Source organism: Parvibaculum sp. (genome assembly GCF_046297875.1).
GTDB lineage: Bacteria > Pseudomonadota > Alphaproteobacteria > Parvibaculales > Parvibaculaceae > Parvibaculum.
In genome coordinates, this window is the sequence record NZ_JBKBHD010000001.1 from 152,731 (window position 1) to 175,091 (window position 22,361).

Consider the following 22,361-nt stretch of genomic DNA (forward strand, 5'->3'; position numbering starts at 1 on the left):
CGAGACGTCAAACCGGCGCCGCGTGATGCCTGCCCGACGCTACGGCATCTTCCGCGCCAGCCGCTCGCCGACATAGATCCAGATGGCCAGCAGCAGACTCGTTGCGATCAGCATGGGCCAGGGGCCGAAGGCGAGGATGAGCGGCATGGCAGCCGCCGTGAAAAGGCCGCCGCCGACAATGGGCGCAAAGAAGAGCTGCTTGTAGCCGAAATTCTCGAGCCCGCCGGAACGGTTCTCCGGGTCTGCGATGCGGAAGAGCATGAGGCCGCTCACCGTCATGCCCATGGCCTGGCCGAAATGCGGAATACCCTGCGCGAACCAGTCGGGCCCGAGCATGCGCGGCGCGAGAACGAGCAGCGCCACGATATTCCAGACAATGCCTCCGATAGCGAGCCAGACGAAGGGGCCGAGATTTTCATGGATCGCGGAGAGCGAGAGGGTTGCCAGCGCCGCAACGATCAGAATGTCGAGTGCAGCGCCCGAGATGCGGTTCACCAGCGCACGGTCCACAAGGCTCATGCCGACATATCGGCTCACGATCACCTGCACGATGACACCGCCGAGCATGGCCAGCGGAAAGAGCGGCAGATAGGCGAGAATCCGTGTGCCGTCGCGGCCCCATGTGTTCGCTTCGAGCAGGATCAGCAATTGGTGCAGGCCCCAGCCGATGGCGATGGCAACGGCGAACAGGCCGAGATGGAGCGACATGGGGTCGATCGGCTGGGCGGCATCGCTGGTCTGCGGCCGGGCGGCAAGCTGCGCGGTCGTGTCGGCCGGCGGATCGGGATGAAGTTCCGGCGTCGGCTCCCGCACGCCGGAAGGATCGACGAGCCCGCGCCGCGCCGCCCAGTTGATGAGAACAAGGCCGATCAGCACCGAGCCGACCAGGCCGATGGTCGCAAGGCCGAGCGCGAGGTCCGTTCCCGCCGCAAAGCCCACCGCCTCGAATGTCGGCCCGAGGCCCGCCGCCGTGCCGTGGCCACCCTCGAAGGAAATCTCGATCAGTGCGCCCGCAACCGGCGGCGTCGCATAGAAGGGCGTCAGTACTGCAATGACGAGGCCGAGGCCGACGACATATTGGCCCCAGGCGATTGCCTGCCCGTAGGCGATGACGGGGCCTGCGCGGCGCCAGATCTGGCCGGGGCCCGGAATGATCTTGCCGAGAAATAGACCGGCGAAAACGACATTGATGAGAAGCGCGGGAAGCTGGCGCCAGATGTCGAGCACCCCTTCGGGAATGATCGAGCGGCCGACTTCCGGGCCGGCAAAGAGAAGAATGAAGCCTGCAACCACCGAACCGGGAATAAAGAGCCTCGCAAGCACGGCAAGACGCCAGCGCAGATATTTCGAGACGATCAGCATCACCCAGATGATGGCGAGCGCGAGCGATATCGTGCCGAAATCCGTCATCATCAGCCGAGCTCGTCAACTGCGAGGGCAAAGAGGCTTTCATCGCCCGCGGTCGCGGGGGCAAGCAGCCCATGCACATTGGGCAGGATATTCGCGGCGTAGAACTGCGCGATGGCGCGGCGCGCCGTTGCCGCCCTGTCGATCAGCGCGGCGCGCGCGAGATAGTGGCCGCCTGCCGCCGTCCCGAAGAGGCGCAGATAGGGCGTCGCGCCTGCGAGGCAATCATTCGGTGCGGATTTCAGATTGGCGAGCATGTAGTCCGTCGCCTTGTCGAGCGTATCGAGTGCCTCGTCGAGCGCCGCGCCCACGCCCGTCAGCACCTTGTCGTTCGACGAGCGCGCCTCCTTCGCCGTCTCGCGCATTTCGGCGATAAAGCCGCGCGCGACCTCGCCTTTGCCGAGCGGCAGTTTCCGCGTCACGAGGTCGATCGCCTGAATGCCGTTCGTGCCTTCATAGATCGGCAGGATGCGCGCATCGCGATAGAACTGCGCCGCGCCCGTTTCCTCGATGAAGCCCATGCCGCCATGGATCTGCACGCCGATGGAGGCCGCCTCGACGCCTATATCGGTCGAAAAGGATTTCGCAATCGGCGTCAGCAGGTCGGCGCGGGCCTGCGCCGCTCGGCGCGTTTCCTCGCTGCTGCCGCCATGCGCGCCGTCGATCGCGACTGCCGTCGCGTAGCAGATCGCGCGCGCCGCATCCGTCATCGACTTCATGGTGAGCAGCATGCGGCGGATATCGGGATGCTCGATGATCGGCGCCATTTCACCCGGCGCGAGGGTGGAGCCGAGCGGGCGGCCCTGCTTGCGCTCCTTCGCGTATGAAAGCGCATGCTGATAGGCGGCTTCGGCAATGGCGACGCCCTGCGTGCCGACGAGAAGGCGTGCATTGTTCATCATGGTGAACATGCAGGCGAGGCCGCGGTTCTCCTCGCCGATCAGCCAGCCTTTGGCGCCGCCCTTCTCGCCATAGGACATGACGCAGGTGGGGCTGCCATGAATGCCGAGCTTTTCTTCCAGCCCGATGCAATGCGCATCGTTGCGCGCACCCAGCGAACCGTCCTCATTGACGAGGAATTTCGGCACGAGGAATAGCGAGATGCCTTTTGTGCCCGCCGGTGCATCGGGCAGGCGCGCCAGCACGAGATGGACGATGTTCTCGGCCATGTCGTGGTCGCCATAGGTGATGAAGATCTTGGTACCGGTGATGAGATAGCTGCCGTCGCCCTGCGGCGCGGCCTTCGCCTTCAGCGCATTGAGGTCGGAGCCTGCCTGCGGCTCGGTCAGGTTCATCGTGCCGGTCCACTCACCGGAGATGAGCTTCGGCAGGTATCGGCGTTTCTGCTCCTCGGTCCCATGCGCCGTCAGCGCCTCGATGGCGCCTTGCGAGAGGATCGGGCAGAGGCCGAAGGACATGCAGGCCGCATTCCACATTTCCTGCATGGCGACGGCGAGCGCGGTCGGCAGGCCCTGCCCGCCAAATTCCGGCGTCGCGGCGAGGCTGCCCCAGCCGCCTTCCACCCATTTGCGGTAGGCATCGGCCAGCGCCGGATAGACGGAGACGCCGCCCTCGCCCAGTTCGATGCCGTGTCCGTCCACCGCGCGGTTGAGGGGTGCCAGCACATCGGCGGCGAGCTTCGCACCCTCTTCCATGACCGACGCGACGAGATCGGGCGAAACATCCTCGAAGGCGCCCTGCCCCATGAGGCCGGAAAGCCCTGCGACCTCGTTCAGCGTAAAAGCCATGTCGCGAACCGGCGGGCGATATGTCATGAAGGGCTCCTCAAACACGGGAAAGCGCGGGAAAAGGCTTGTTTCCGGCCTTTTACTGTATTCTCCGGCCCCTGTGTACCGGTTGAAGGAATGGGTTACGTGGCGGATTGCCTCAGCGCGACGGCAGAAGCGATCGAAAAGGCAGGCGTCGCGCTTCGCGAGGGGCGGCTTGTCGCCTTTCCGACCGAGACCGTCTACGGGCTCGGGGCCGATGCGACCAATGATAGGGCGGTCGCGCGGATTTTCGAGGCCAAGGGCCGGCCGCGCTTCAACCCGCTGATCGTCCATCTGACGGGCATCGCGGAGGCGGAAAAGCACTGCATTTTCAACGTCGAGGCGGAGTTGCTCGCCCGCGCCTTCTGGCCCGGCGGGCTGACGCTGGTGCTGCCGCGCCGCGCAGGTTCGCCACTTTCGCTGCTCGTCAGTGCCGGGCTCGACACGGTGGCGCTGCGCGTGCCTGCCCATGAGGTGGCGCAGGCGCTCTTGAAGGCGGCAGGCCGGCCCATCGCCGCGCCTTCCGCGAACCCCTCCGGCAAGGTGAGCCCCACAAGCGCCGCGCATGTCATGGAAGGGCTCGGTGCCGCGCCGGAACTTGCCTTCGTGATCGATGGCGGCCCATGTCCGCTCGGCCTCGAATCCACCGTGATCGGCTTTCCGGACGGCGTCCCAACGCTGTTCCGCCCCGGCGCCGTGGCGCGGGAGGAGATCGAGAAGGTTCTCGGGCGAAAGCTTGCGGATGCCGATGCCGGTTCCGGCGAGGAAGGCCGCGCCTCGCCCGGCCAGCTCGAAAGCCACTACGCGCCGGGCTCGCCGCTCCGGCTCGATGCGACGACAGTTGGAGATGACGAGGCGCTGCTCGCCTTCGGGCCAAACGCGCCGCGCGGCGCGATCTCGATGAACCTCTCGCCTTCCGGCGATCTCACGGAAGCCGCCGCCCATCTCTTCGCCATGCTGCGGGCGCTGGACAAACAGGCATCAGGCCGCACGATCGCCGTCTCGCCCATCCCCATGACGGGGCTCGGCGAGGCGATCAATGACCGGCTGAAGCGCGCGGCTGCGCCGAGAGGCTAGGCAGTTTCGCCGATCAGGAGCGTCGGCACACCGCAGGTCGGCTTGCGGATGGTCGAGACTTCGGTGCCGGGCTTGCGGCCGACACGGACCTCCGACACATCGAGCCCGGCCTTGCCGATACGCGCCGTGGCGGCTGCGACGGAATCCACCTTCCAGGCGATGCCCCAGAACCCTTCGGCCTTGGGCGCCTTCGCCTTGTCGAGCATTTCCACCACTTCGATGGTGAGGCCACCCGCACGGAAGAAAAGCTGGCGGACGCCCCATTCGGGCTTCGTCTGGTCGAGCGCGAGGCGGATGCCGAGCTTGCCGCCGAAGAGCGCTTTGCAGCGTTCGGCATCGGGCGTCATGATGACGACGTGGTCGCAGGCGGAAACCGCCTCACCTTCCGGCACGCCGGCCGAGAGCGGCGCAGGCGGCAGCGCGTCTTCCGGGCTCAGATGCTGGATACCCAGCATGAAAAGGCCGAGCATTTCGTCCTTCGGCATGGCGATGGTGCGCCATTCGCGGATCGCGCCCGTCACCTCGTCGCGGCCCTTGCCATCGACGGGCGCGCCGGATTTAAGCCCCCGCGCATTGAAGGCTTCGGTGGCGGCTGCCGCATCGGCAACGCCGAGCACGATGCCGTAGAGCCCTTCGCCATGCGCATCGAGATGGGCCTTCAGCGCATCGGCATTGGCGCCCTCGGCGATGGGGGCATAGAGTTCCACATAGGTATTCTTCAACCGGTACAACACGTTACCCGTGCCGACGCCGGGATGGACGCCCTTCCATGAGGGCTCGCGGCCGAAGATCGCCGTATAGGTTTTCTCCGCTTCCTTCAGGTCGCGGACGGCGATGATGATGTGGTCGACACAGGTGACTTCGCTCATGGGGCAAACTCCGGCTCGGAAAACGCGCGGCACTCTAGGAGCAAACCGGGCGGCCCGCCAGCGGCCTGAATCTGCAAGGCAATTTGCACTTATCCCCGGGTAGGACGAGTGGGGGTATGATCCATCTAAATCGGATCAAAGGAAATTCGCACCCATGCCCCATTCCCCTGCCCGCCTGAAAGAGATGCTCGACGAAGGCACACGCCAATTTTGCGTGCCGGGGGCGTCGCTTGGCGTATGGACGGGCGACACGCTTTCAGAAGCGGCGGCCGGCGTCTGCAATATCGAGACGAAAGTGCCGGTGACGCCCGAGACGCTTTTCCAGATCGGCTCCATCACCAAGCTCTACACGGCGGCGCTCGCCATGCAGCTTGTCGAGGAAGGAAAACTCGCGCTCGATGTGCCGGTGCGCACCCTGCTGCCGGATTTCAAGGTAAAGGATGAGAGCGTCGCCGCGCGGGTGACGCTCCGCCATTTGCTGTCGCATACCAGCGGCATCATGGGCGATTATTTCAAGGATGCCGGCCGCGGCGAGGACCGGGTGGCGAGGTTCACCGCCATGATGGCCGCGCTCGACCAGGTGCATGAGCCCGGCGAGATGTTTTCCTATTGCAATACGGGCTTCGTCGCCGCGGGCCGCATGATCGAAGTGGCAAACGGTACGACATGGGACAAGGCAATCCGCCAGCGGCTCGCCAAACCGCTCGACACGCCGTCCTTCTCGACGCTGCCGGAACAGGCGATGCGCTACCAGACGGCGATCGGACACCTGGGCCAGCCCGGCCGGATGATGGTGACACCCATCGCCTATCTCGCCGCATCGAACGGGCCTGCGGGCGCGACGCCGATGGCAAAGGCGCGAGATGTCGTCACCTTCATGCGGATGATGATGGCGCTCGGCGTGGCGGCGAACGGCAATCGCGTTCTCTCCGCCGGAAGCGTTGAAGCGATGCACAGCATGAATATCGTTTGCCCCAAGGGCATGAATATCGACGCCATCGGGCTTGCCACCTTCATGTGGGACTGGGATGGCGACGGAACCTATGAAGTGTTCGGCCATGACGGCTCGACCATCGGCCAGGCGGCCTGGGCGCGCTATCACCCGGCAAGCAGCACGGCTTTCTGCCTGCTCACCAATGGCGGCAATGGCAAGGCGCTTGCCGACCGGCTGATCCGCGAGATTTTTTCTGATGCCGCCGGGATTGCGCCGCCCGAATTGCCGAAACCGTACGCCGCTCTGGCCATCGCCCCGGCGCGCTATCTCGGCCGCTATGCAAACACGATGGAGGAAATCGAGGTGAGCGAGGAAGACGGCAAACTCGTCGTCACCGTCACGCCCGCGCCGGACTATGCCGTCATGTCCGGCGGGCCGAAACGCATCTCCCTTGAGCCGGCGAGTGCCGAACTCTTCCTCGGCGTCCCGCCCGGCATGACGCTGCCGCAAAGCTGGCACTTCCTCGGCGACGACGGCACCGGCCGCGCCCGCTGGCTTCATTCCGGCGTCCGCGCGCACAAGCGGGTGTGATAAGAGAAACCACATGAAACCCACACCAGAAATCCTCGCCCGCCTGAAAGCCGTCACCGGCGACAAAGGCTTCATCGCCGATGAACGCGACATGGCGTCCTATCTCGAGGAGCGGCGGGAGCTGTTTCACGGGCGGGCGGCGGCGGTGCTGAAGCCTGCCTCGACGGAAGAAGTCTCCGCCATCATGCGCATCGCGCATGAAGCGGGCATCCCGGTCGTGCCGCAGGGCGGCAATACCGGACTTGTCGGCGGGCAGATACCGGATCAGAGCGGCGAGGCAATTATCCTCTCGCTCTCCCGCATGAACCGCATCCGCGCCATCGACACCGCGAACAACACGCTCACCGTCGAAGCTGGCGTGACGCTCGCCGGGGTGCAAGCGGAAGCGGAAAAGGCTGGCCGGCTGTTTCCACTCAGCCTCGCCTCCGAAGGCACATGCCAGATCGGCGGCAATCTCGCCTCCAATGCGGGCGGCACGCAGGTGCTGCGCTATGGCAATGCGCGCGATCTCGTGCTTGGGCTCGAAGTGGTGCTCGCCAATGGCGATATCTGGAACGGGCTGACGGGCCTCCGGAAAGACAATACGGGCTATGACCTCCGCCATCTCTTTCTCGGTTCGGAAGGCACGCTCGGCATCATCACCGCCGCCGTGCTGAAACTCTTTCCGCGGCCGGAAGCCGTCTCGACCGCTTTCGCCGCCGTGCCGAGCGTCGATGCGGCGGTGAGCCTGCTCCGCATCGCCGACACAGTTTCCGGCGGGCAGGTTTCGACCTTCGAACTCGTGCCGCGCATCGGCCTCGATTTCGTGACGACGCATCTTGAAGGCATGGCGGACCCGCTTGCCGACCGCTCGCCCTGGTATGCGCTGATCGAGATGACGGCTGGAACGCGCGCCCATCTCGACGAGGCGATGGAAGCCTCGCTCAAGGAAGGGCTCGAACAAGGGCTGGTGACGGATGCCGCCATCGCACAATCGGGGACGCAGCATGCGGATTTCTGGCGTTTGCGCGAAAGCCTATCCGATGTGCAACGCCTCGAAGGCGGCAGCATCAAGCATGATGTATCTGTGCCGGTGTCCCGCATGGCGAATTTCATCACCATGGCGACGAAGGCCGTCGAAGAGCGCCTGCCCGGCATCCGCCCCGTGCCATTCGGCCATATCGGCGACGGGAATGTGCATTTCAATCTGAGTCAGCCCGTGACGATGGACAAGGCGGCGTTCCTCGATCTCTGGGGCGAGATGAACGGGATCGTTCACGGCATCGTCCGCGAAATGGGCGGTTCGATCAGCGCCGAACATGGCGTCGGTCAGTTGAAGCGCGACGAGATCGCAGCGACGAAATCGCCCGTCGAAATGGAGCTGATGCGCAGCCTGAAGCGCGCGCTCGATCCCAAGGGCATCCTCAATCCGGGCAAGGTCGTTTGAGATCAGTCCGCGCTCCGCGCCAGCGCGCTGCCGATGGGCAGGTTCTGCGCTGGCACAATCAGGATCTTGTCGATGCGGGGCCCATCCATATCGACGATCTCGAAGCGGTAGCCGTTCCAGGCGAAATAGTCGCCTTCCGTGGGCAGGCGGCCGAACCAGTTGAACATGACGCCGGCCAGCGTGTTCACCTCTGGGCTTTCGTCGCCGGGCAATTTTTGGAGCTTGAGCAGGCGGCGCACTTCATCGACCGAGACAACACCATCGATGATGAAGGAGCCGTCCTCGCGAATGGCAACGGCATTGTTGTTGTTGGCGGCATGGTCGGACAGATCGCCGATCATGGCGAAGAAGATTTCCGACATGGTGATGGTGCCGACGACATCGCCATATTCGTCGATGACGAAGCCCATGAACATGTTTTCGGACTGAAGGATGCTCAGGGCGCGCAATACGCTCGCCGTGCGCGGGATGTAAAGCGGCGGCGACATGCGGGCGAGGAGTTCTTCATTCGTGGCCGGGTCAAGGAACAGGTCCTCAAGCCGCACCATGCCGATGAATGGCCCGTTCGCGCCGCGGCGCACGGGATAGCGCATCTTCTGGTTCTGGCGGATGAGAGACAGGTTGTGTTCCACCGGCTCCGCTGCATCGAGCCAGACGAGCTGCACACGGGGTGTCATGATCTCGGCGACGCGCGTATCGCCGAGATGGAAGACCCGGTTCACGATATCGCGCTCGACATTCTCGATGGCGCCGGCGGCGGCGCCTTCCTCGATCAGATGGCGGATTTCGTCTTCCGTGACCTGCGGCACTTCGCGGCTGGCAAATCCATAGACTTTCAGCACTGCCTCGGTGGACCAGGAGAGGAAAGTGACTGCAGGCGACAACATGCGCGCGAGACGGCTCATGGGCCATGCGATGGCGGCAGCGATCGCTTCCGGGTTCGAGAGCGCGATGCGCTTCGGCACAAGTTCGCCAAGGATCAGCGAAAGATAAGTAATGGAGACGACGATGACACCGAAAGCGACGGGTTCTGCCCAGGGGCCGATGAAGGGCCAGTCCGACATTACCTCGCCCAGGGGCCCTGCCAGCATCGTACCGCCAAAGGCGCCGGCAAAGACGCCGACCATGGTGATGCCGATCTGGACAACGGAGAGGAAGCGGCCAGGTTCCCGGTTGAGGTGGAGAGCCGTTTCGGCGCCGGTGTGCGGAGCACCGGCCTGCTTGCGGCGGGCGACAAGGGCCTGCAACCGCTGACGGCGGGAGGAGACGACGGACATTTCCGACATCGCAAAAAACCCGTTCAACAGGATCAGAACGAGCAGGATGATGATGTTCGAAAGCATGGTGTCCCCGGGGGCTGGGAACCGAGTATAGGGGGAAGCGCAGGGGTTGGCGACGGGGTAAAAACCCCGAAAAAGAAGGTGGAATTCTTCCGCCGATCCGGCCCTGCCGCCGCTCTAGAAGAGACCCATCTGCCGCTTGTCGGGCGATTTGCGCGACCGGGGCTTTTCCGGCGCAACGGCAACAGGCTCGGCCCGCTCGATCAGCGAGGGGTCGTCATTCGCGGCGCGGTTGATCCGTGTACTGACGGAGATTGCTTCCAGAAGATCGTCCGGCGCGGGCCGGAGAAGCGCAAGAAGTTCCTTTTCGCTGGCCGCCGGGTCGAGCCAGATGTCCCAGTCCTTTTCGGCAAGGATCACCGGCATCCGGTGATGGATCGGCGCCAGGGTCGCGTTCGCCTCGGTCGTCACGACGGCACAGGTATCGAGTTCGCTACCATGCGGGTCCATCCAGTTTTCCCAGAGTGCCGCCATCGCAAAGGACGCGCCATCGCGGCGGCGGATGAACCAGGGCTGCTTCGGCCCCTTCCCTTCCGCCTTCCATTCATAGAAGCCATCGGCAGGCATGAGCGCGCGGCGATGGCGGAAGGCGCCGCGGAAGGACGGTTTTTCGGCGATTGTCTCCGCCCTTGCATTGATCAGGAGCGATTGCGGCATTTCCTTCGCCCAGGACGGAACGAGGCCCCAGCGCACCAGCATGAAGCGCCGCTGCCCGGCCTCGCGGATCACCACGGGCACAGGCTGCGTCGGCGCAATGTTGTAGCGCGGCGGGAAATCCGGCTCATCGAGAAAACCGAATAGTTCGCGCATCGCTTTCGGGGGCAAGGTGATTGCATATCGTCCGCACATGGGCGCGAGAATAGGACGAATCGTGCGCGGGGGCGACAGCGGCGATTGTTATGTTGTACCATCGGCAAAGACCGAAAGGAGACGGCATGGCAGCGCGCGGCGCGGTTCAGGCACATACGCATAATCACAAGGCCTGCATTGAGGATGCGCTGGCGACGGCGCGCGAACTCTGCGCCGAGCGGGGCGTGCAGCTCACACCCTTGCGCGAAAAGGTGCTGCAGATTGTCTGGAAGAGCCACAAGCCGGTGGGTGCCTACGACGTGCTGGACGAGCTGAGCCGCAGCCACAAATCGGCGCGGCCGCCGACGGTCTACCGGGCGCTCGATTTCCTGATCGGCGAAGGGCTTATTCACAAGATCGAGTCGCTCAATGCCTATCTCGGCTGCGTAGAGGCAGGCGCGCCCCATGCCGGCCATTTCCTGATCTGCCGGAAATGCGGCGCGACGGAGGAAATCGTCGATCCAAAGCTCGAGGCGGCACTCGACCAGGCGGCGAAACGCGCCCGTTTCCGCGCCGAAAGGCAGGTCGTCGAGATTTCCGGCCTCTGCGCCCATTGCGCCGCATAGGGCCATCGGGCAGGTCACGCCACCGTTTTGATCGGTGCGCGCGATGATCTAAGATTGTGTTTCTTGAGTTTCCCGCAGCGGAGCCCGCTTTTTCATGTTGTTCAGGACAGTTCTCCTATCGGCGGCGCTGACCGTGCTCGCCACAGGGCCGCTTGCGGCGCAGGACGGGCCGAAACCCGGCCGATTCGAATCGGGCTCACGGGCTGGGCCTTTCGTCGCCACGGACAAGTCGCTTACCGACCTCACGGGCGACGGCTACGAGATTCGCGGCAATCTCGGCACGTCACTCATTCTGCAGAAGGGCGTGTCGGTCTATTCCTGCCAGATCCCGCCTGACCCCGAGGCGCTCGGCTTCAAACCCTATTTCGTCTGCGCGGAGCTGCGCGAAGAGAAGCGCGACGCGACGGCAGCGGATGAGACGCCGCTCAGAGGGAATTGACCGCGACAGCGATGGCGCGGAAGCTGCGCCCCTTGAAACCGGAATACCAAGAAACGGGAACGCAAATCAGGGAGACGGAAAGATGAGCTACAAGCCTTTCGACCTTTCGGGGAAGGTGGCCCTTGTGACGGGCGGCAATGGCGGCATCGGCCTCGGCATGGCGGATGCGATTGCACAGGCGGGCGCCGATGTTGCGATCTGGGGCACCAATGAAGAGAAGAACAAGAAGGCCGCCGGCCAGCTCCGCGCGCATGGCGTGAAGGTCTATACGCGCAAAGTGGACGTGTCGGACGAAAGCCAAGTCGTCGACGGCATCGGCGCGACGGTGAAGGAGCTTGGCCGCATCGATTCCTGCTTTGCCAATGCGGGTGTCGGCTTCGGCGCGCCGTCCTTCGTCGAAATGTCGACGGAAGTCTATCGCAAAACGCTTGCCGTGAACCTCGACGGCGTGTTCTGGACGCTGCGCGAAACGGCGCGACACATGGTCGAACGCGCGCGCGGCGGCGACACCGGCGGCTCGCTGGTCGGTATTGCAAGCCTTGCAGCGATTGAGGGCGCGGCGCGCAATGAAGCCTATGCGGCGACCAAGGGCGGCGTGATCTCGATGATGAAAAGCATCGCGGTCGAACATGCGCGCTACGGCGTTCGCGCGAATTCGATCCTGCCGGGCTGGATCGCAACCGACATGACGGCGCAGGCGCAGGCCGCACCGGCCTTCGCCGAAAAGGTGATCCCGCGGGTGCCCGCCCGGCGCTGGGGTGAGCCGGCCGATTTCGGTGGCATCGCGGTCTATCTTGCGTCCGACGCTTCGGCCTATCATTCGGGCGACACTTTCGTGATCGATGGCGGCTACGCGATTTTCTGAGGACGAATGAGCGACAAGCGGAACGGCACGAGCGGCGGCGGCGAGACTGCCGATATCGACAGGCGCCTCATTCTCATGGCGCGCACCATCGTCGTGCTGTTCCGCGAGTTCGAGAAGATCGCGCGGGAACTCGACATCACCATCCCGCAATACCGCTTTCTCCTGTTCCTGAAACGGGGACCGAAGCGCGCGGGCGAGCTTGCCGTGGAAGCTGCGATCCGCAAGCCGACAGCGTCCGGCCTCATTGCCGATATGGAGAAGCGCGGGCTCATTGCGCGGGCGCCCGACAAGGATGACGGGCGCAGCGTCAAACTCAGCCTGACGCCGAAGGGGCTCCAGAAGCACCGCGAGTTCGAAGAGGCGCTTGCGCGTTATTTGCCTTCGCTCATCGATCAGGGCGACCCGGAGCGGATGCTGGAGGCTTTTTCCGAACTCGCCTATATCATCGACAGCAGGCGCGAAAATGCCGGCCCGGTCGCCGTGGACGATCTGATGGAGGATGCGGGCCGGGGTTGAAACTCGGCGCATGCGGAGGGGAGAAACGTCATGAGTCTCGATCTCAATCCTGTGTCGGTGTCCGACTACCGCGAATTCGCACGGCGGAGGCTGCCGACGCAGCTCTTCGACTATCTCGATGGCGGCTCCTATGCGGAAAAGACGCTGGCCGACAATGTGGATGCGTTCGCGCGGCTGAAACTGCGCCAGCGCGTGCTGCGCGATGTCGGCAATATCGACACGCGGGCGGAGATTTTCGGAGAGACATGGACGATCCCCGCCGCGCTTGCGCCGGTCGGCTTTGCGGGCATGTTCGCGCAGCGCGGCGAGGTGCAGGCGGCGAAGGCGGCGGAGGCGTTCGGCGTGCCCTTCACGCTCTCGACTGTCGGTATCTGCTCCATCGAGGAGGTGGCCGCCGCAACGACAAAGCCCTTCTGGTTCCAGCTTTATGTCATCAAGGACCGCGGCTATGCGCGCGAACTGATGCAACGCGCACACAAGGCCGGCTGCACTGCGCTTGTCTTCACGGTCGATCTTGCCGTGCTCGGTTCGCGCTACCGCGATGTTCGCAACGGGATGAACACCGCCATGTCGCTCGGCAAGCGGCTGAAGGTGGCCGCCGATTTCGCGCGGCGCGTCCACTGGATACGCCATGTGGCGCTGGGAGGCCGCCCGCTCGATTTCGGCAATCTGCGCGAGGCGGTGCCCAACGCAAAGGGCTTTGCCGAGTTCGGCGCATGGGTCGCCAAAAACCTCGATCCGTCGATGACCTGGCAGGATCTCGAATGGGTGCGCGAGAACTGGCCCGGCAAGATCATCATCAAGGGCGTGATGGACGCGGAAGACGCGAAGATGGCGATGCAGACGCTGTCGCCGGACGGGATCGTGGTGTCCAATCATGGCGGGCGGCAGCTCGACTCGACACCGGCGACCATCGAAGCCTTGCCCGCAATCCGCGAGGAAGTGGGCGACCGGACGGTGCTATTCCTCGATGGCGGCGTTCGCAGCGGGCTCGATGTGGTGAAGGCATTGGCGCGGGGCGCCGATGCCTGCCTGCTTGGCCGGGCTTGGGCATTTGCCCTGGCGGCACGCGGCGAGCAGGGCGTCTCCGCGATGCTCGGCACGATGCGCAGCGAAATGAATGTCGCCATGGCGCTGACGGGATTCACCAAAACCGGCGAAATAGACGGAAGCGCGATTGCTTGAACCTGCGCATTACTCCGCCTTCACGATGCGGAGCAGCTTGCCGTCTTCCTCATCGGTGAGGATGTAGATGGCGCCGTCGGGGCCCTGCCGGACATCGCGGATGCGCGAGCCCAGATCGGCGAGGAGCCTTTCCTCGCCCGTCACTCGCTCACCATTGAGGGTGAGGCGATAGATGCCGGGCCGCGCGAGGCCGCCGACAAGGAGCGAGCCCTGCCATTCGGGGATCGCATCGCCGGTGTAGAAGGCCATGCCGGAGACGCCGATAGAGGGCGTCCAGTGATGGATCGGGTCTTCCATGCCGGGTGCCGAGCTTTTGCCGGAGCCGACGGCGAGGCCGCTATATTCGCGGCCATGCGTGACGACCGGCCAGCCGTAATTCTTGCCGGCTTCGGGAATGTTGATCTCGTCGCCGCCGCGCGGCCCGTGCTCATTCGTCCAGAGCTTACCAGTTTCGGGGTGAAGAGCGGCGCCCTGCTGGTTGCGATGGCCATAGGACCAGATTTCCGGACGCGCGCCCTCGACGCCGGCAAAGGGATTGTCCTCAGGCACCGAACCGTCCGGCATGATGCGTACCACCTTGCCGAGATGGGAGTTCAGTTCCTGTGCTTCCTCGCGCATGCCGACGCGCGAGCGCTCGCCCAGCGCGACGAAGAGGTGACCTTCATTGTCGAAGACAAGTCGCGAGCCGAAATGGAGGTGGCTGTCCTTCTTCGGCTCCTGACGGAAGATCACTTCCACATTGCGAAGCTGGGGCGAGAGACTCTCGGTGAGATGTCCGCGCGCCACGGCAGTGCCGTTCGTGTTGCCCTCGCCTTTCTCCGCATAGGTGAGATAGACGAGTCGGTTTTTCTCGAAATCGGGATCAAGCGCGACATCCAGCAACCCGCCCTGCCCGCGCGCGACGACTTCCGGCACACCATAAAGCGCGCTGCTAACCTTGCCTTCGGGTGTGACGATGCGCAGGAAGCCCGGCCGCTCGGTGACGAGAAAATTGCCATCCGGCAGGAAAGCGACGCCCCAGGGATGTTTGAGGCCCGAGGCGACCGCCTCGACGCGGATGTTCGTCTTCTCCGTCTCGACGATCTGGGCGGCCGCCGGGGGGGCCAACGAAAGAGCGAGAAGGGAGACGGCGAAACGTAGCGGAAAGGTCATGAAACACCCTATTTCGATGGCTGGATGGGTCATTGTTGCGGCCCCGATAGACCAAAATATGGCGGCGGGGGCCGAAGGCGAGTCCGCGGCTTGACAGGCGCGGCGTGCAGGCGCTTTAGTTAGGTAACCGAACTAATTGACGGAGCCGGCAGGTGCCGCGCTTCCGCGCAGGGAGACTATTCATGGCGATCCGCACACCGCTTTGCGACCTTCTCGGCATCAAATATCCGATCATGCTGGCCGGCATGGGCGGCGTGTCCTACGCCGAACTTGCCGCTGCCGTATCCAATGCGGGCGGCTTCGGCACGCTCGGCATGGCGGGGCTCCAGCCGGAAGAAATCCGTGTGCAGATGAAGAAGGTGAAAGACCTGACCGACAAGCCGTTCGGCGTCGACCTTCTCGCCGCGGTGCCGGAATCGCTCGAGCGCACGGCCGATATCATGATCGAGGAAGGCGCTGCGGCGTTCATTTCGGGCCTTGGCGTTCCGACCAACATTCTCGACAAGCTGCACAAGGCCGGCATGAAGGTGATGAATGTCTGCGGCACGGTGAAACATGCCGTTGCCGGTGAAAAGGCAGGTCTCGATGCAGTCATCGCGCAGGGCACGGAAGGCGGCGGCCACACGGGTAAGGTTGCCGGCATGGCGCTCATTCCGCAGGTGGTCGATGCAGTCAAGACGATCCCGGTGATCGCCGCAGGTTCCATCATCGACGGTCGCGGCCTCGCTGCCGCTCTCGCCTTCGGCGCACAGGGCGTCTGGATGGGTACGCGCTTCATCGCAGCGAAGGAGAGCCACGCGGGCGACATGTACCGGCAGGTCATTGTGGAAGCGAAGGATACGGACACGATCGTGACGCGCTGCTATTCCGGCAAGACGATGCGCGTGTTCAACAACCCCTATGTGCAGGACTGGGAAAGCCGCCCACAGGACATCCAGCCCTTCCCGCAGCAGGCGATTATCTCGACCAAAGCCAATGTCATGGGCGGTATCGGCGGCCAGATCGAAGGCCTCGACCGCGACCGTTCCTGCTTTGCCATGGGCCAGGGCGCGGGCGGCATCCATGAGGTGCTGACGGCAGCCCAAATCGTCGAAAAGACGATGGAGGAGGCCGAGGCCGTTCTCGAGCGGCTCAAGAAATTCGGCTGAAGCGCCTGACGCCAGCGAAGGCCCGAATCCTGCACCTGCAGCCCTGAACAGCAGGGCTTCAGGTCACAGGAGGGCCTTCGGGGCGGAATGGGACGATTTCTGTCCAGATTCGGGACGTATTGCGGCCGCCGCCATGTCATGGCGGCGCTGATCACGCTGGCGCTCGCCCTGCCGGTTCCAGCTTCCGCGGCGAACGCCGCCCTGCCCGCCAAGGCCGCTCAGCTCGCGGAAATTCTGGGCGCCGTGCATCATTTGCGCGATGTGTGCGGCACGAACGAAGGCCAGCTCTGGCGGAACAAGATGATCGAGATGATCGGCGTACTCGGGCCTTCCGAGGCGGATCGGCAAAAGCTCGTCAAGAATTTCAACGACTCCTACTACCGCTACAAGAATTCCTATCCTGCCTGCACCGCCACGGCGGCCCGCCAGTCCGACAAGCTGATGCAGGATGGGCAGAAAATCGCCGAGGAACTCGCCGCCAGCGGCTACGGACGCTGAAACCGGCCATTTCCCCACTCGCCGCCGCGAATGACAGGTGACATGCCTCGCCACGCGTGCCCCTTTGTGACGGGCGTTAACCTCTCTTTCATGAAAGGAGAGACTTTCCGGGCCATTGTGTTACAAGGAAGGAAAGAGGTCCGTGTTTTCGGGCCCCGCAAAATCGCGTGAGATCGCCGGAAGAGAGGACAACATGGCCGGAAACTTTACGAGAGATGCCGGTCTTGGTCCGCTTGATGAGGACGGACACGATGCGTCGCCGCTGACCGAAGAAGAACAGCGGCGCATGGCGCTCCAGAATATTCTCGATGCCTGGGACGACTCGCTCGGCGAAGGTGTCGATGCCGACATTCTCGCGACCACGGCGATCTTCGCCGCCCTTTCGGACATGGTGGAAGCCTATGGCGAGGAAGCCGTTGCCGAAATGGCAAATGGTCTTGCCGACCGGGTGCGCCAGGGCGAATTCACGCTGAACCGCACGCTGAACTGAGACGTGCCTGCGCCAACGAAAAGGCCCGCCCTCCTGACCGGAGCGGCGGGCCTTTCCTTTTCGGGTGCCGCCACGCGCGGCACTACGATGACACGGACTGTCAGATCAGCACTTCGATAAGTCGCGGGCCCTTCTGCTTTACGGCGGAAGAGAATGCGTCGATGAAATCCTCGATGGTCTCCACGCGCGTCGACTCGACACCCATGCCGTTGCCAAGCGACGCCCAGTTCAGTTCGGGATTGTGCAGATCGAGCATGGATAGCGCCTTCGGGCCCGGATTTTCCGCGCCGACGCGCATCAGCTCGATGTTCAGAATGGCGTAGGAGCGGTTTGCGAAGATCACGTTCACGACGTCGAGCTTCTCGCGCGCCTGCGTCCAGAGCGCCTGCAGTGTGTACATGGCGCCGCCATCGCCATGAAGGCAGACGACCTTGCGGTTCGGCGCGGCGACGGCCGCACCCGTTGCGAGCGGCAGGCCCTGACCGATGGAGCCGCCGGTGAGCGAGAGATGATCGTGAGGCGCGGCATTCACCGTCGCGATCATGGAGCCGATACCGGATGTTGCCGCCTCATCGGAAATGATGGCGTTTTCCGGCAGGAAATGGCCGACGACCTGTCCGATGGTGAACTGGTCGAAGGAGGCGCCGGCTTTCGGCAGATCGGGCTTCTGCAGTGGCGCAACGCTTGCCGGCTCTTTCGGCGCGGCAATCGCATCGGCAACGGCTTCAAGCGCGGCGGTGCCGTCTTCATGGGGATGCGCAAGATAGATGATGTCGGCGCTCTCCGGCGTACACCAGCTCGGCTTGCCCGGATAGGCGAAGAATGAGACAGGCGGTTTCGAGCCCACAAGGATCAGCTGCTCGACGCTTTCGAGCGTCTCGACGATCTGTTCCGCAAAATAGGGAATACGCTCGATGACGACACACCCGGCGCCGCGCTGCAGGCGCGGAGCGAAGGTGTCGCACATGATGCGCGCGCCGGACTTTGCGGCGATGCGTCCTGCAGCAACAAGCCCCTGTTCCTTCAGCGCGTGCCCACGCACGAGGATCGCCGTCTTCTTGCCGTTCTTCAGCGCCTTGGCCGCGCGGTCCACCGCTTCGGGCGAGACAGTGGCAGGCGCTATGCGCGGCAGCGCGGGCGCTGCCTGTTCGGCATCCAGCCAGGCAGTGTCGGCCGGAAGGATCAAGGTCGCGATCTGGCCGGGCGGCTGCATCGCGGCCTGAACGGCGCGAGCGCCATCGGCGGCAACGGTTTTCGGCGAGGTGGAAGAATGGATCCAGCCGGAGACGGGGCGCGCGAAGCCTGCAAGGTCGGAGGCGAGCGGCGCGTCATATTGCGCGTGATAGGTCGCGTGATCGCCGACGATATTCACGATCGGCGTCTGCGCGCGGCGGGCATTGTGCAGATTGGCGAGGCCGTTTGCGAGGCCCGGTCCGAGATGGAGCAGCGTGGCGGCGGGCTTTTCGGCGATGCGGCCATAGCCATCCGCCATGCCCGTCACTGCACCCTCGAACAGTCCGAGGATTGCGCGCATACCATCGACCTTGTCGAGGGCCGCGACGAAATGCATTTCCGATGTGCCGGGATTGGAGAAACAGACTTCCACACCGGCGTTTACCAGCGTGCGCACAAGGCTTTCCGCACCGTTCATTTTCCCGATCTCCCTGATCTTATTTTGCCGTTTGACACAGCTTAGAACAAAAACCTGATGACGACACGCGCTAGCACGACGGCACCGAAGACGGCGATGAGCACGCCCGACACCTTGTTCACGATCCGCAGGAGATCGTCGCTCATGCGGTGACGGAACAGGCTGACAAAGCCCGACAGGCCTGCCCACCAGAGCGCCGAGCCCGCCATGACGGCGAGAACCACAGTGGCCGCATGGCCGTAATCGTCGCCGGCGCCGGCAAGGCCCGCGACGCCGCCGAAAATGGCGATAAAGCCGAGCATGGTGGCCGGATTTGTGATCGTGAGGACGAACGTCGTCACGAATACCGCCGCCATGGCGCCGGTATGCACTTCGGGTGGCGCTTCGCTGAAATGCGGCCGCGCAAACCAGGTACGAAGCCCGAGGAAGAGGAGGAAACAGCCGCCGGCGATCTGCAGCAGCGTCTCGATGCGAATCACGAATTCCATTGCCGCCGTGATGCCGAAGGCCGCGATGGCGGCGAAAATCGCATCGCCGAAGGCAGCGCCGCCGCCAGAGAGAAAACCGTTCAGCTGCCCGTAGCGCAATGTGCGCCGGATGACGATGAGATTGACGGGGCCAATGGGCGCCGCAACCGCCAGACCGATTGCAACCCCGTTCGCCGCCAGACCGATATCAACCATGCCGTAAGCCGCCCTTCCCGTCAGACGACCACGACATCATTACCCGGCGGTTCCGCATAGAGTTTTTCGACAAGCGCCGCGCGCCGGCCAAGCGCAACCGCCTGATTGATGTAGCCCTTGTCGGTAAGTTCGCCCGCATCGACGCTTGGCGGCTCAACCATCAACAGCGCGCGGACAACGCGAGTGCTCGAACCAGGATTGCCCTTGTTATGCGTGGCGAGCCCCGCCGCGAGGCGCGCGAGCACCGCCGGATGATGAACGAGATCTTCCACCGCAAGCGACTGGTCGCCCGCAATGTTGCGGCAAGCGGGAACGTTCGGGAACCCGAGAATGCCGATGAAGGAGCGGTCGAGCCCGGCGACCAACGCATCAGCAAGCACGCCATTCGAGCTTGCCACGACGTCGACACGCAGCTTGCCCGCGCTCACCCAGGTGCCGGTCGAGAGCTTGAAGTCTTCGGCAACGCGGCCATCGAAGACGAGGCCTTCTTCCGGGTGATCGGGATCGACGAAGCGTGCGCCGTCGCCCAGCCGGTAGAAGCCTTCTTCGTCGTAGGCTTCAGCGGTCTTTGCCGGGTTCTTGTGATAGCCCTTCGTGATGCAGTCGCCGCGGACGCGCACTTCGAGCTTTTCGCCGACGGGTGCAAGTTTCAGCTCGACGCCCGGCAATGGCAGGCCGAGAAGACCCATTCGCTCTGTCGGCCAATGTACATTGCAGATGGTGGGCGCGGTTTCGGTCGCGCCATAGCCCGACGAGAAGACGATGCGCTCGCCCGCGACGCGGATCGCAACCTGCTGGATGCGTTCATAGAGGTCCTGGCTCAGTGCCGCGCCGCCATAGGCAAGCGTACGAATGCGCGAGAAGAAGTTTCTCGCCAGCGCCTCGTCATTTTCAAGTTCATCCACCAGCATGGTGTAGGCGGCGGGGACGTTGGAATAGGCGGTGGGCGCGATCTCACGGAGGTTCTGCACCGTTTCGGCGAAACCGCCCGGCACCGGGCGGCCGCCATCGATATAAAGCGTGCCGCCGGAGACCAGCAGATTGTTCAGGATCGCGTTGCCGCCGAAGCAGTGGTTCCAGGGGAGCCAGTTCAGCAGTACGGGCGGCTCGTCGCCCTCCTCTTCCACATTGACGCTGCGCGGCATCACCGAGTTCACGCACATCATGCGCTGCGTCGTGATGACGGCCTTGGGCATGCCGGTGGAGCCGGAGGTGAAGAGATATTTCGCCACCATGTCGTAGTCGAGGCGGGCATAACTCTCCTCAACAGCCACACCCGGCTTTGTTTCCAGCAGTGCCGAGAAGGGCGTTCCCATCGAAGCGTCGACCGAGACGAGTTCGACGCCATCGAGCGGCAGCGCCGCAAGGCCGCGCGCGAAGGGCGCCGATTCCTGCATGAAGATGATCTTGGGCTCAACGAGATCGAAGACGTAACGCAGCTTGTCGAAATCCGAACTCATGGTGCTGTAGGACGGCGAAACCGGCGCAACGGGCACGCCTGCGAGGATCGCACCATATGTCATCAGCGCATGTTCGATCGAATTGCCGGAGAGGATCATGACTGGCGTGGTCTGATCCAGGCCACGGTTGAGCAGCGCCTGCGCGATGGCGTTCACCTTCGCATTTGCCTGCGCGTAGGTCAGCAAGTCCCACTCGCCGAAGCCTTCCCTTGCCGGAAGCCGCTTGCCGAGCCAGACGCGGTCCGGCGCTTCCGCCGCCCATTTGCGGATCGGCGCGATCAGGTTGGCAGGCGTTTCGCGCAACGGATGCGGATTGCGCAGCAGGATGGAGCCGTCGGCGCGGCGCTCCACTTCCACCTTGCGTTCGACATATTTCGGATCGCGGAAGGGCGGCAGATTCAGGTCCAAGATCGTCGCGCTCCCGTCAGGCGTTCACATCGACAATGGCGCGGCCGCGCACCTTGCCCGCCAGAATATCCTGACCGAGCTTCGGCACGTCATCGAGCTTCGCGCGGAAGCTCATGGCTTCGAGCTTCTTCATGTCGAGATCGGTGGCGAGGCGGCGATAGGCTTCCTCACGCTTTTCCTTCGGCGCCATGACGCTGTCGATGCCGGCAAGCGTGATGCCGCGCAGGATGAAGGGCGCGACGGAGGCGGGCAGGTCGAGCCCCTGCGCCAAGCCGCAGGCGGCGACGGCGCCGCCATATTTCGTCATCGAGAGAACATTTGCGAGCGTGTGGCTGCCCACCGCATCCACGGCACCTGCCCAGCGTTCCTTGCCAAGCGGCTTTGCCGGGTTCGACAATTCATTGCGGTCGATCACTTCATCGGCGCCAAGGCCTTTCAGGTATTCCGTTTCCGAGGTGCGGCCCGTGGAAGCAATGACGCGGTAGCCTAGCTTCGCGAGAATGGCGATGGCGACGGAGCCGACGCCGCCGGCCGCGCCCGTGACAAGCACGTCGGAGCCGGGCTTCACGCCGTTCTTTTCCAGCGCGAGGACAGAGAGCATCGACGTGTAGCCCGCCGTGCCGATTGCCATGGCCTGTTCATTGGAAATCGCATCGGGGAGTTTCACCAGCCAGTCGCCTTTCACACGCGCCTTTTGCGCATAGCCGCCATTTTGGCCCTCGCCGACCCCCCAGCCGTTCAGCACGACGCGCTCGCCGGGCTTGAAGTTCGGATTGTCGGATTTCTCGACCTTACCCGAGAAGTCGATGCCGGGGATAAGCGGCCAATGGCGGATGATGGGTGCGGCACCGGTGAGCGCGAGGCCGTCCTTGTAGTTCACGGTGGAATAGTCGACGGCGACAGTGACATCGCCTTCCATGAGGTCCGCTTCGGTGATGTTCACGAATTCGACCAGCGGGGCCTTTTCGCCCTTCGACGCGCGGATGGCGCGGAACGTCCCTGTCATTTCCCGTCCTGACTTCTGTTTGATGCCTTGAT

Annotated in this window: 21 protein-coding genes; 11 read left to right on the plus strand and 10 right to left on the minus strand. The window is 63.9% G+C overall.

Annotated elements, in window-relative coordinates:
• Nucleotides 1–39: 39 nt before the first annotated feature.
• Nucleotides 40–1,413: a sodium/glutamate symporter gene (locus ACK4FH_RS00815; RefSeq protein ID WP_409810253.1), complete on the minus strand. Its 1,374-nt coding sequence runs from the start codon at nt 1,411–1,413 to the stop codon at nt 40–42.
• Nucleotides 1,413–3,182, minus strand: a complete 1,770-nt coding sequence (locus ACK4FH_RS00820) for an acyl-CoA dehydrogenase (RefSeq protein ID WP_409810256.1) — start codon at nt 3,180–3,182, stop codon at nt 1,413–1,415. The genes ACK4FH_RS00815 and ACK4FH_RS00820 overlap by 1 nt, the downstream gene beginning before the upstream one ends.
• Before the next feature lie 90 nt (nt 3,183–3,272).
• Here ACK4FH_RS00820 and ACK4FH_RS00825 point away from each other — a divergent pair, with 90 nt between their 5' ends.
• Nucleotides 3,273–4,253: an L-threonylcarbamoyladenylate synthase gene (locus ACK4FH_RS00825; protein ID WP_409810259.1), complete on the plus strand. Its 981-nt coding sequence runs from the start codon at nt 3,273–3,275 to the stop codon at nt 4,251–4,253.
• On the opposite strand, the gene ACK4FH_RS00830 is transcribed toward ACK4FH_RS00825, so the two are convergent.
• A complete protein-coding gene (locus tag ACK4FH_RS00830) occupies nt 4,250–5,122 on the minus strand; it encodes a VOC family protein (RefSeq protein WP_409810262.1) in 873 nt (290 codons plus the stop codon). The genes ACK4FH_RS00825 and ACK4FH_RS00830 overlap by 4 nt on opposite strands.
• Nucleotides 5,123–5,276: 154 nt before the next feature.
• Between ACK4FH_RS00830 and ACK4FH_RS00835 the strand changes: the two genes are divergently transcribed.
• On the plus strand, nt 5,277–6,647 hold the full coding sequence (locus tag ACK4FH_RS00835; RefSeq protein WP_409810266.1) for a serine hydrolase domain-containing protein: 1,371 nt from the start codon (nt 5,277–5,279) through the stop codon (nt 6,645–6,647).
• Between the two features lie 13 nt (nt 6,648–6,660).
• Nucleotides 6,661–8,073 carry an FAD-binding oxidoreductase gene (locus ACK4FH_RS00840; RefSeq protein WP_409810269.1) on the plus strand — a complete coding sequence of 471 codons (1,413 nt, stop codon included), beginning with the start codon at nt 6,661–6,663 and terminating at the stop codon, nt 8,071–8,073.
• 2 nt (nt 8,074–8,075) lie between these two features.
• Here the strand turns inward: ACK4FH_RS00840 and ACK4FH_RS00845 are convergent, their stop codons facing one another.
• Nucleotides 8,076–9,416 carry a hemolysin family protein gene (locus ACK4FH_RS00845; protein ID WP_409810272.1) on the minus strand — a complete coding sequence of 447 codons (1,341 nt, stop codon included), beginning with the start codon at nt 9,414–9,416 and terminating at the stop codon, nt 8,076–8,078.
• Nucleotides 9,417–9,530: 114 nt separating this feature from the next.
• Nucleotides 9,531–10,262, minus strand: coding sequence for an SOS response-associated peptidase (locus ACK4FH_RS00850; RefSeq protein WP_409810275.1), 732 nt, complete (start codon nt 10,260–10,262; stop codon nt 9,531–9,533).
• An 86-nt stretch (nt 10,263–10,348) separates the two neighbouring features.
• Here ACK4FH_RS00850 and ACK4FH_RS00855 point away from each other — a divergent pair, with 86 nt between their 5' ends.
• The 5 genes from ACK4FH_RS00855 to ACK4FH_RS00875 all read left to right on the plus strand — a co-directional run bounded on the left by ACK4FH_RS00855 (nt 10,349) and on the right by ACK4FH_RS00875 (nt 13,833).
• Nucleotides 10,349–10,828, plus strand: coding sequence for a Fur family transcriptional regulator (locus ACK4FH_RS00855; protein WP_409810278.1), 480 nt, complete (start codon nt 10,349–10,351; stop codon nt 10,826–10,828).
• Between the two features lie 94 nt (nt 10,829–10,922).
• On the plus strand, nt 10,923–11,267 hold the full coding sequence (locus tag ACK4FH_RS00860) for a hypothetical protein (RefSeq protein ID WP_409810281.1): 345 nt from the start codon (nt 10,923–10,925) through the stop codon (nt 11,265–11,267).
• An 82-nt stretch (nt 11,268–11,349) separates the two neighbouring features.
• Nucleotides 11,350–12,132, plus strand: coding sequence for an SDR family NAD(P)-dependent oxidoreductase (locus tag ACK4FH_RS00865; protein WP_409810284.1), 783 nt, complete (start codon nt 11,350–11,352; stop codon nt 12,130–12,132).
• A gap of 6 nt (nt 12,133–12,138) precedes the next feature.
• The gene (locus ACK4FH_RS00870) at nt 12,139–12,648 is read left to right on the plus strand and encodes a MarR family winged helix-turn-helix transcriptional regulator (RefSeq protein WP_409810287.1); all 510 of its coding nucleotides are present in this window, start codon (nt 12,139–12,141) and stop codon (nt 12,646–12,648) included.
• 30 nt (nt 12,649–12,678) lie between these two features.
• Nucleotides 12,679–13,833 (plus strand): L-lactate dehydrogenase, encoded by a 1,155-nt coding sequence (locus ACK4FH_RS00875; protein WP_409810290.1) that lies wholly within the window; start codon nt 12,679–12,681, stop codon nt 13,831–13,833.
• A 9-nt stretch (nt 13,834–13,842) separates the two neighbouring features.
• Here the strand turns inward: ACK4FH_RS00875 and ACK4FH_RS00880 are convergent, their stop codons facing one another.
• Complete coding sequence (locus tag ACK4FH_RS00880) at nt 13,843–15,018, minus strand: PQQ-dependent sugar dehydrogenase (protein ID WP_409810293.1); 1,176 nt, start codon at nt 15,016–15,018, stop codon at nt 13,843–13,845.
• A gap of 149 nt (nt 15,019–15,167) precedes the next feature.
• Here ACK4FH_RS00880 and ACK4FH_RS00885 point away from each other — a divergent pair, with 149 nt between their 5' ends.
• The 3 genes from ACK4FH_RS00885 (at nt 15,168) to ACK4FH_RS00895 (ending at nt 17,121) form a co-directional block, all read left to right on the plus strand.
• Nucleotides 15,168–16,133 carry an NAD(P)H-dependent flavin oxidoreductase gene (locus tag ACK4FH_RS00885; protein ID WP_409810296.1) on the plus strand — a complete coding sequence of 322 codons (966 nt, stop codon included), beginning with the start codon at nt 15,168–15,170 and terminating at the stop codon, nt 16,131–16,133.
• A 138-nt stretch (nt 16,134–16,271) separates the two neighbouring features.
• Nucleotides 16,272–16,631: a TIGR02301 family protein gene (locus ACK4FH_RS00890; protein WP_409810299.1), complete on the plus strand. Its 360-nt coding sequence runs from the start codon at nt 16,272–16,274 to the stop codon at nt 16,629–16,631.
• Between the two features lie 193 nt (nt 16,632–16,824).
• Nucleotides 16,825–17,121, plus strand: coding sequence for a hypothetical protein (locus ACK4FH_RS00895; protein WP_409810302.1), 297 nt, complete (start codon nt 16,825–16,827; stop codon nt 17,119–17,121).
• Between the two features lie 100 nt (nt 17,122–17,221).
• On the opposite strand, the gene ACK4FH_RS00900 is transcribed toward ACK4FH_RS00895, so the two are convergent.
• Genes ACK4FH_RS00900 through ACK4FH_RS00915 form a run of 4 tightly spaced genes read right to left on the minus strand, consistent with a single transcriptional unit; the run spans nt 17,222 to nt 22,329 of the window.
• Nucleotides 17,222–18,772, minus strand: a complete 1,551-nt coding sequence (locus tag ACK4FH_RS00900) for an acetolactate synthase large subunit (RefSeq protein WP_409810305.1) — start codon at nt 18,770–18,772, stop codon at nt 17,222–17,224.
• A gap of 41 nt (nt 18,773–18,813) precedes the next feature.
• Complete coding sequence (locus ACK4FH_RS00905; RefSeq protein ID WP_409810308.1) at nt 18,814–19,455, minus strand: LysE family translocator; 642 nt, start codon at nt 19,453–19,455, stop codon at nt 18,814–18,816.
• A gap of 20 nt (nt 19,456–19,475) precedes the next feature.
• Nucleotides 19,476–21,323 carry an AMP-binding protein gene (locus ACK4FH_RS00910; protein ID WP_409810311.1) on the minus strand — a complete coding sequence of 616 codons (1,848 nt, stop codon included), beginning with the start codon at nt 21,321–21,323 and terminating at the stop codon, nt 19,476–19,478.
• A 16-nt stretch (nt 21,324–21,339) separates the two neighbouring features.
• Nucleotides 21,340–22,329: an MDR family oxidoreductase gene (locus tag ACK4FH_RS00915; protein ID WP_409810314.1), complete on the minus strand. Its 990-nt coding sequence runs from the start codon at nt 22,327–22,329 to the stop codon at nt 21,340–21,342.
• Between the last annotated feature and the right edge of the window lie 32 nt (nt 22,330–22,361).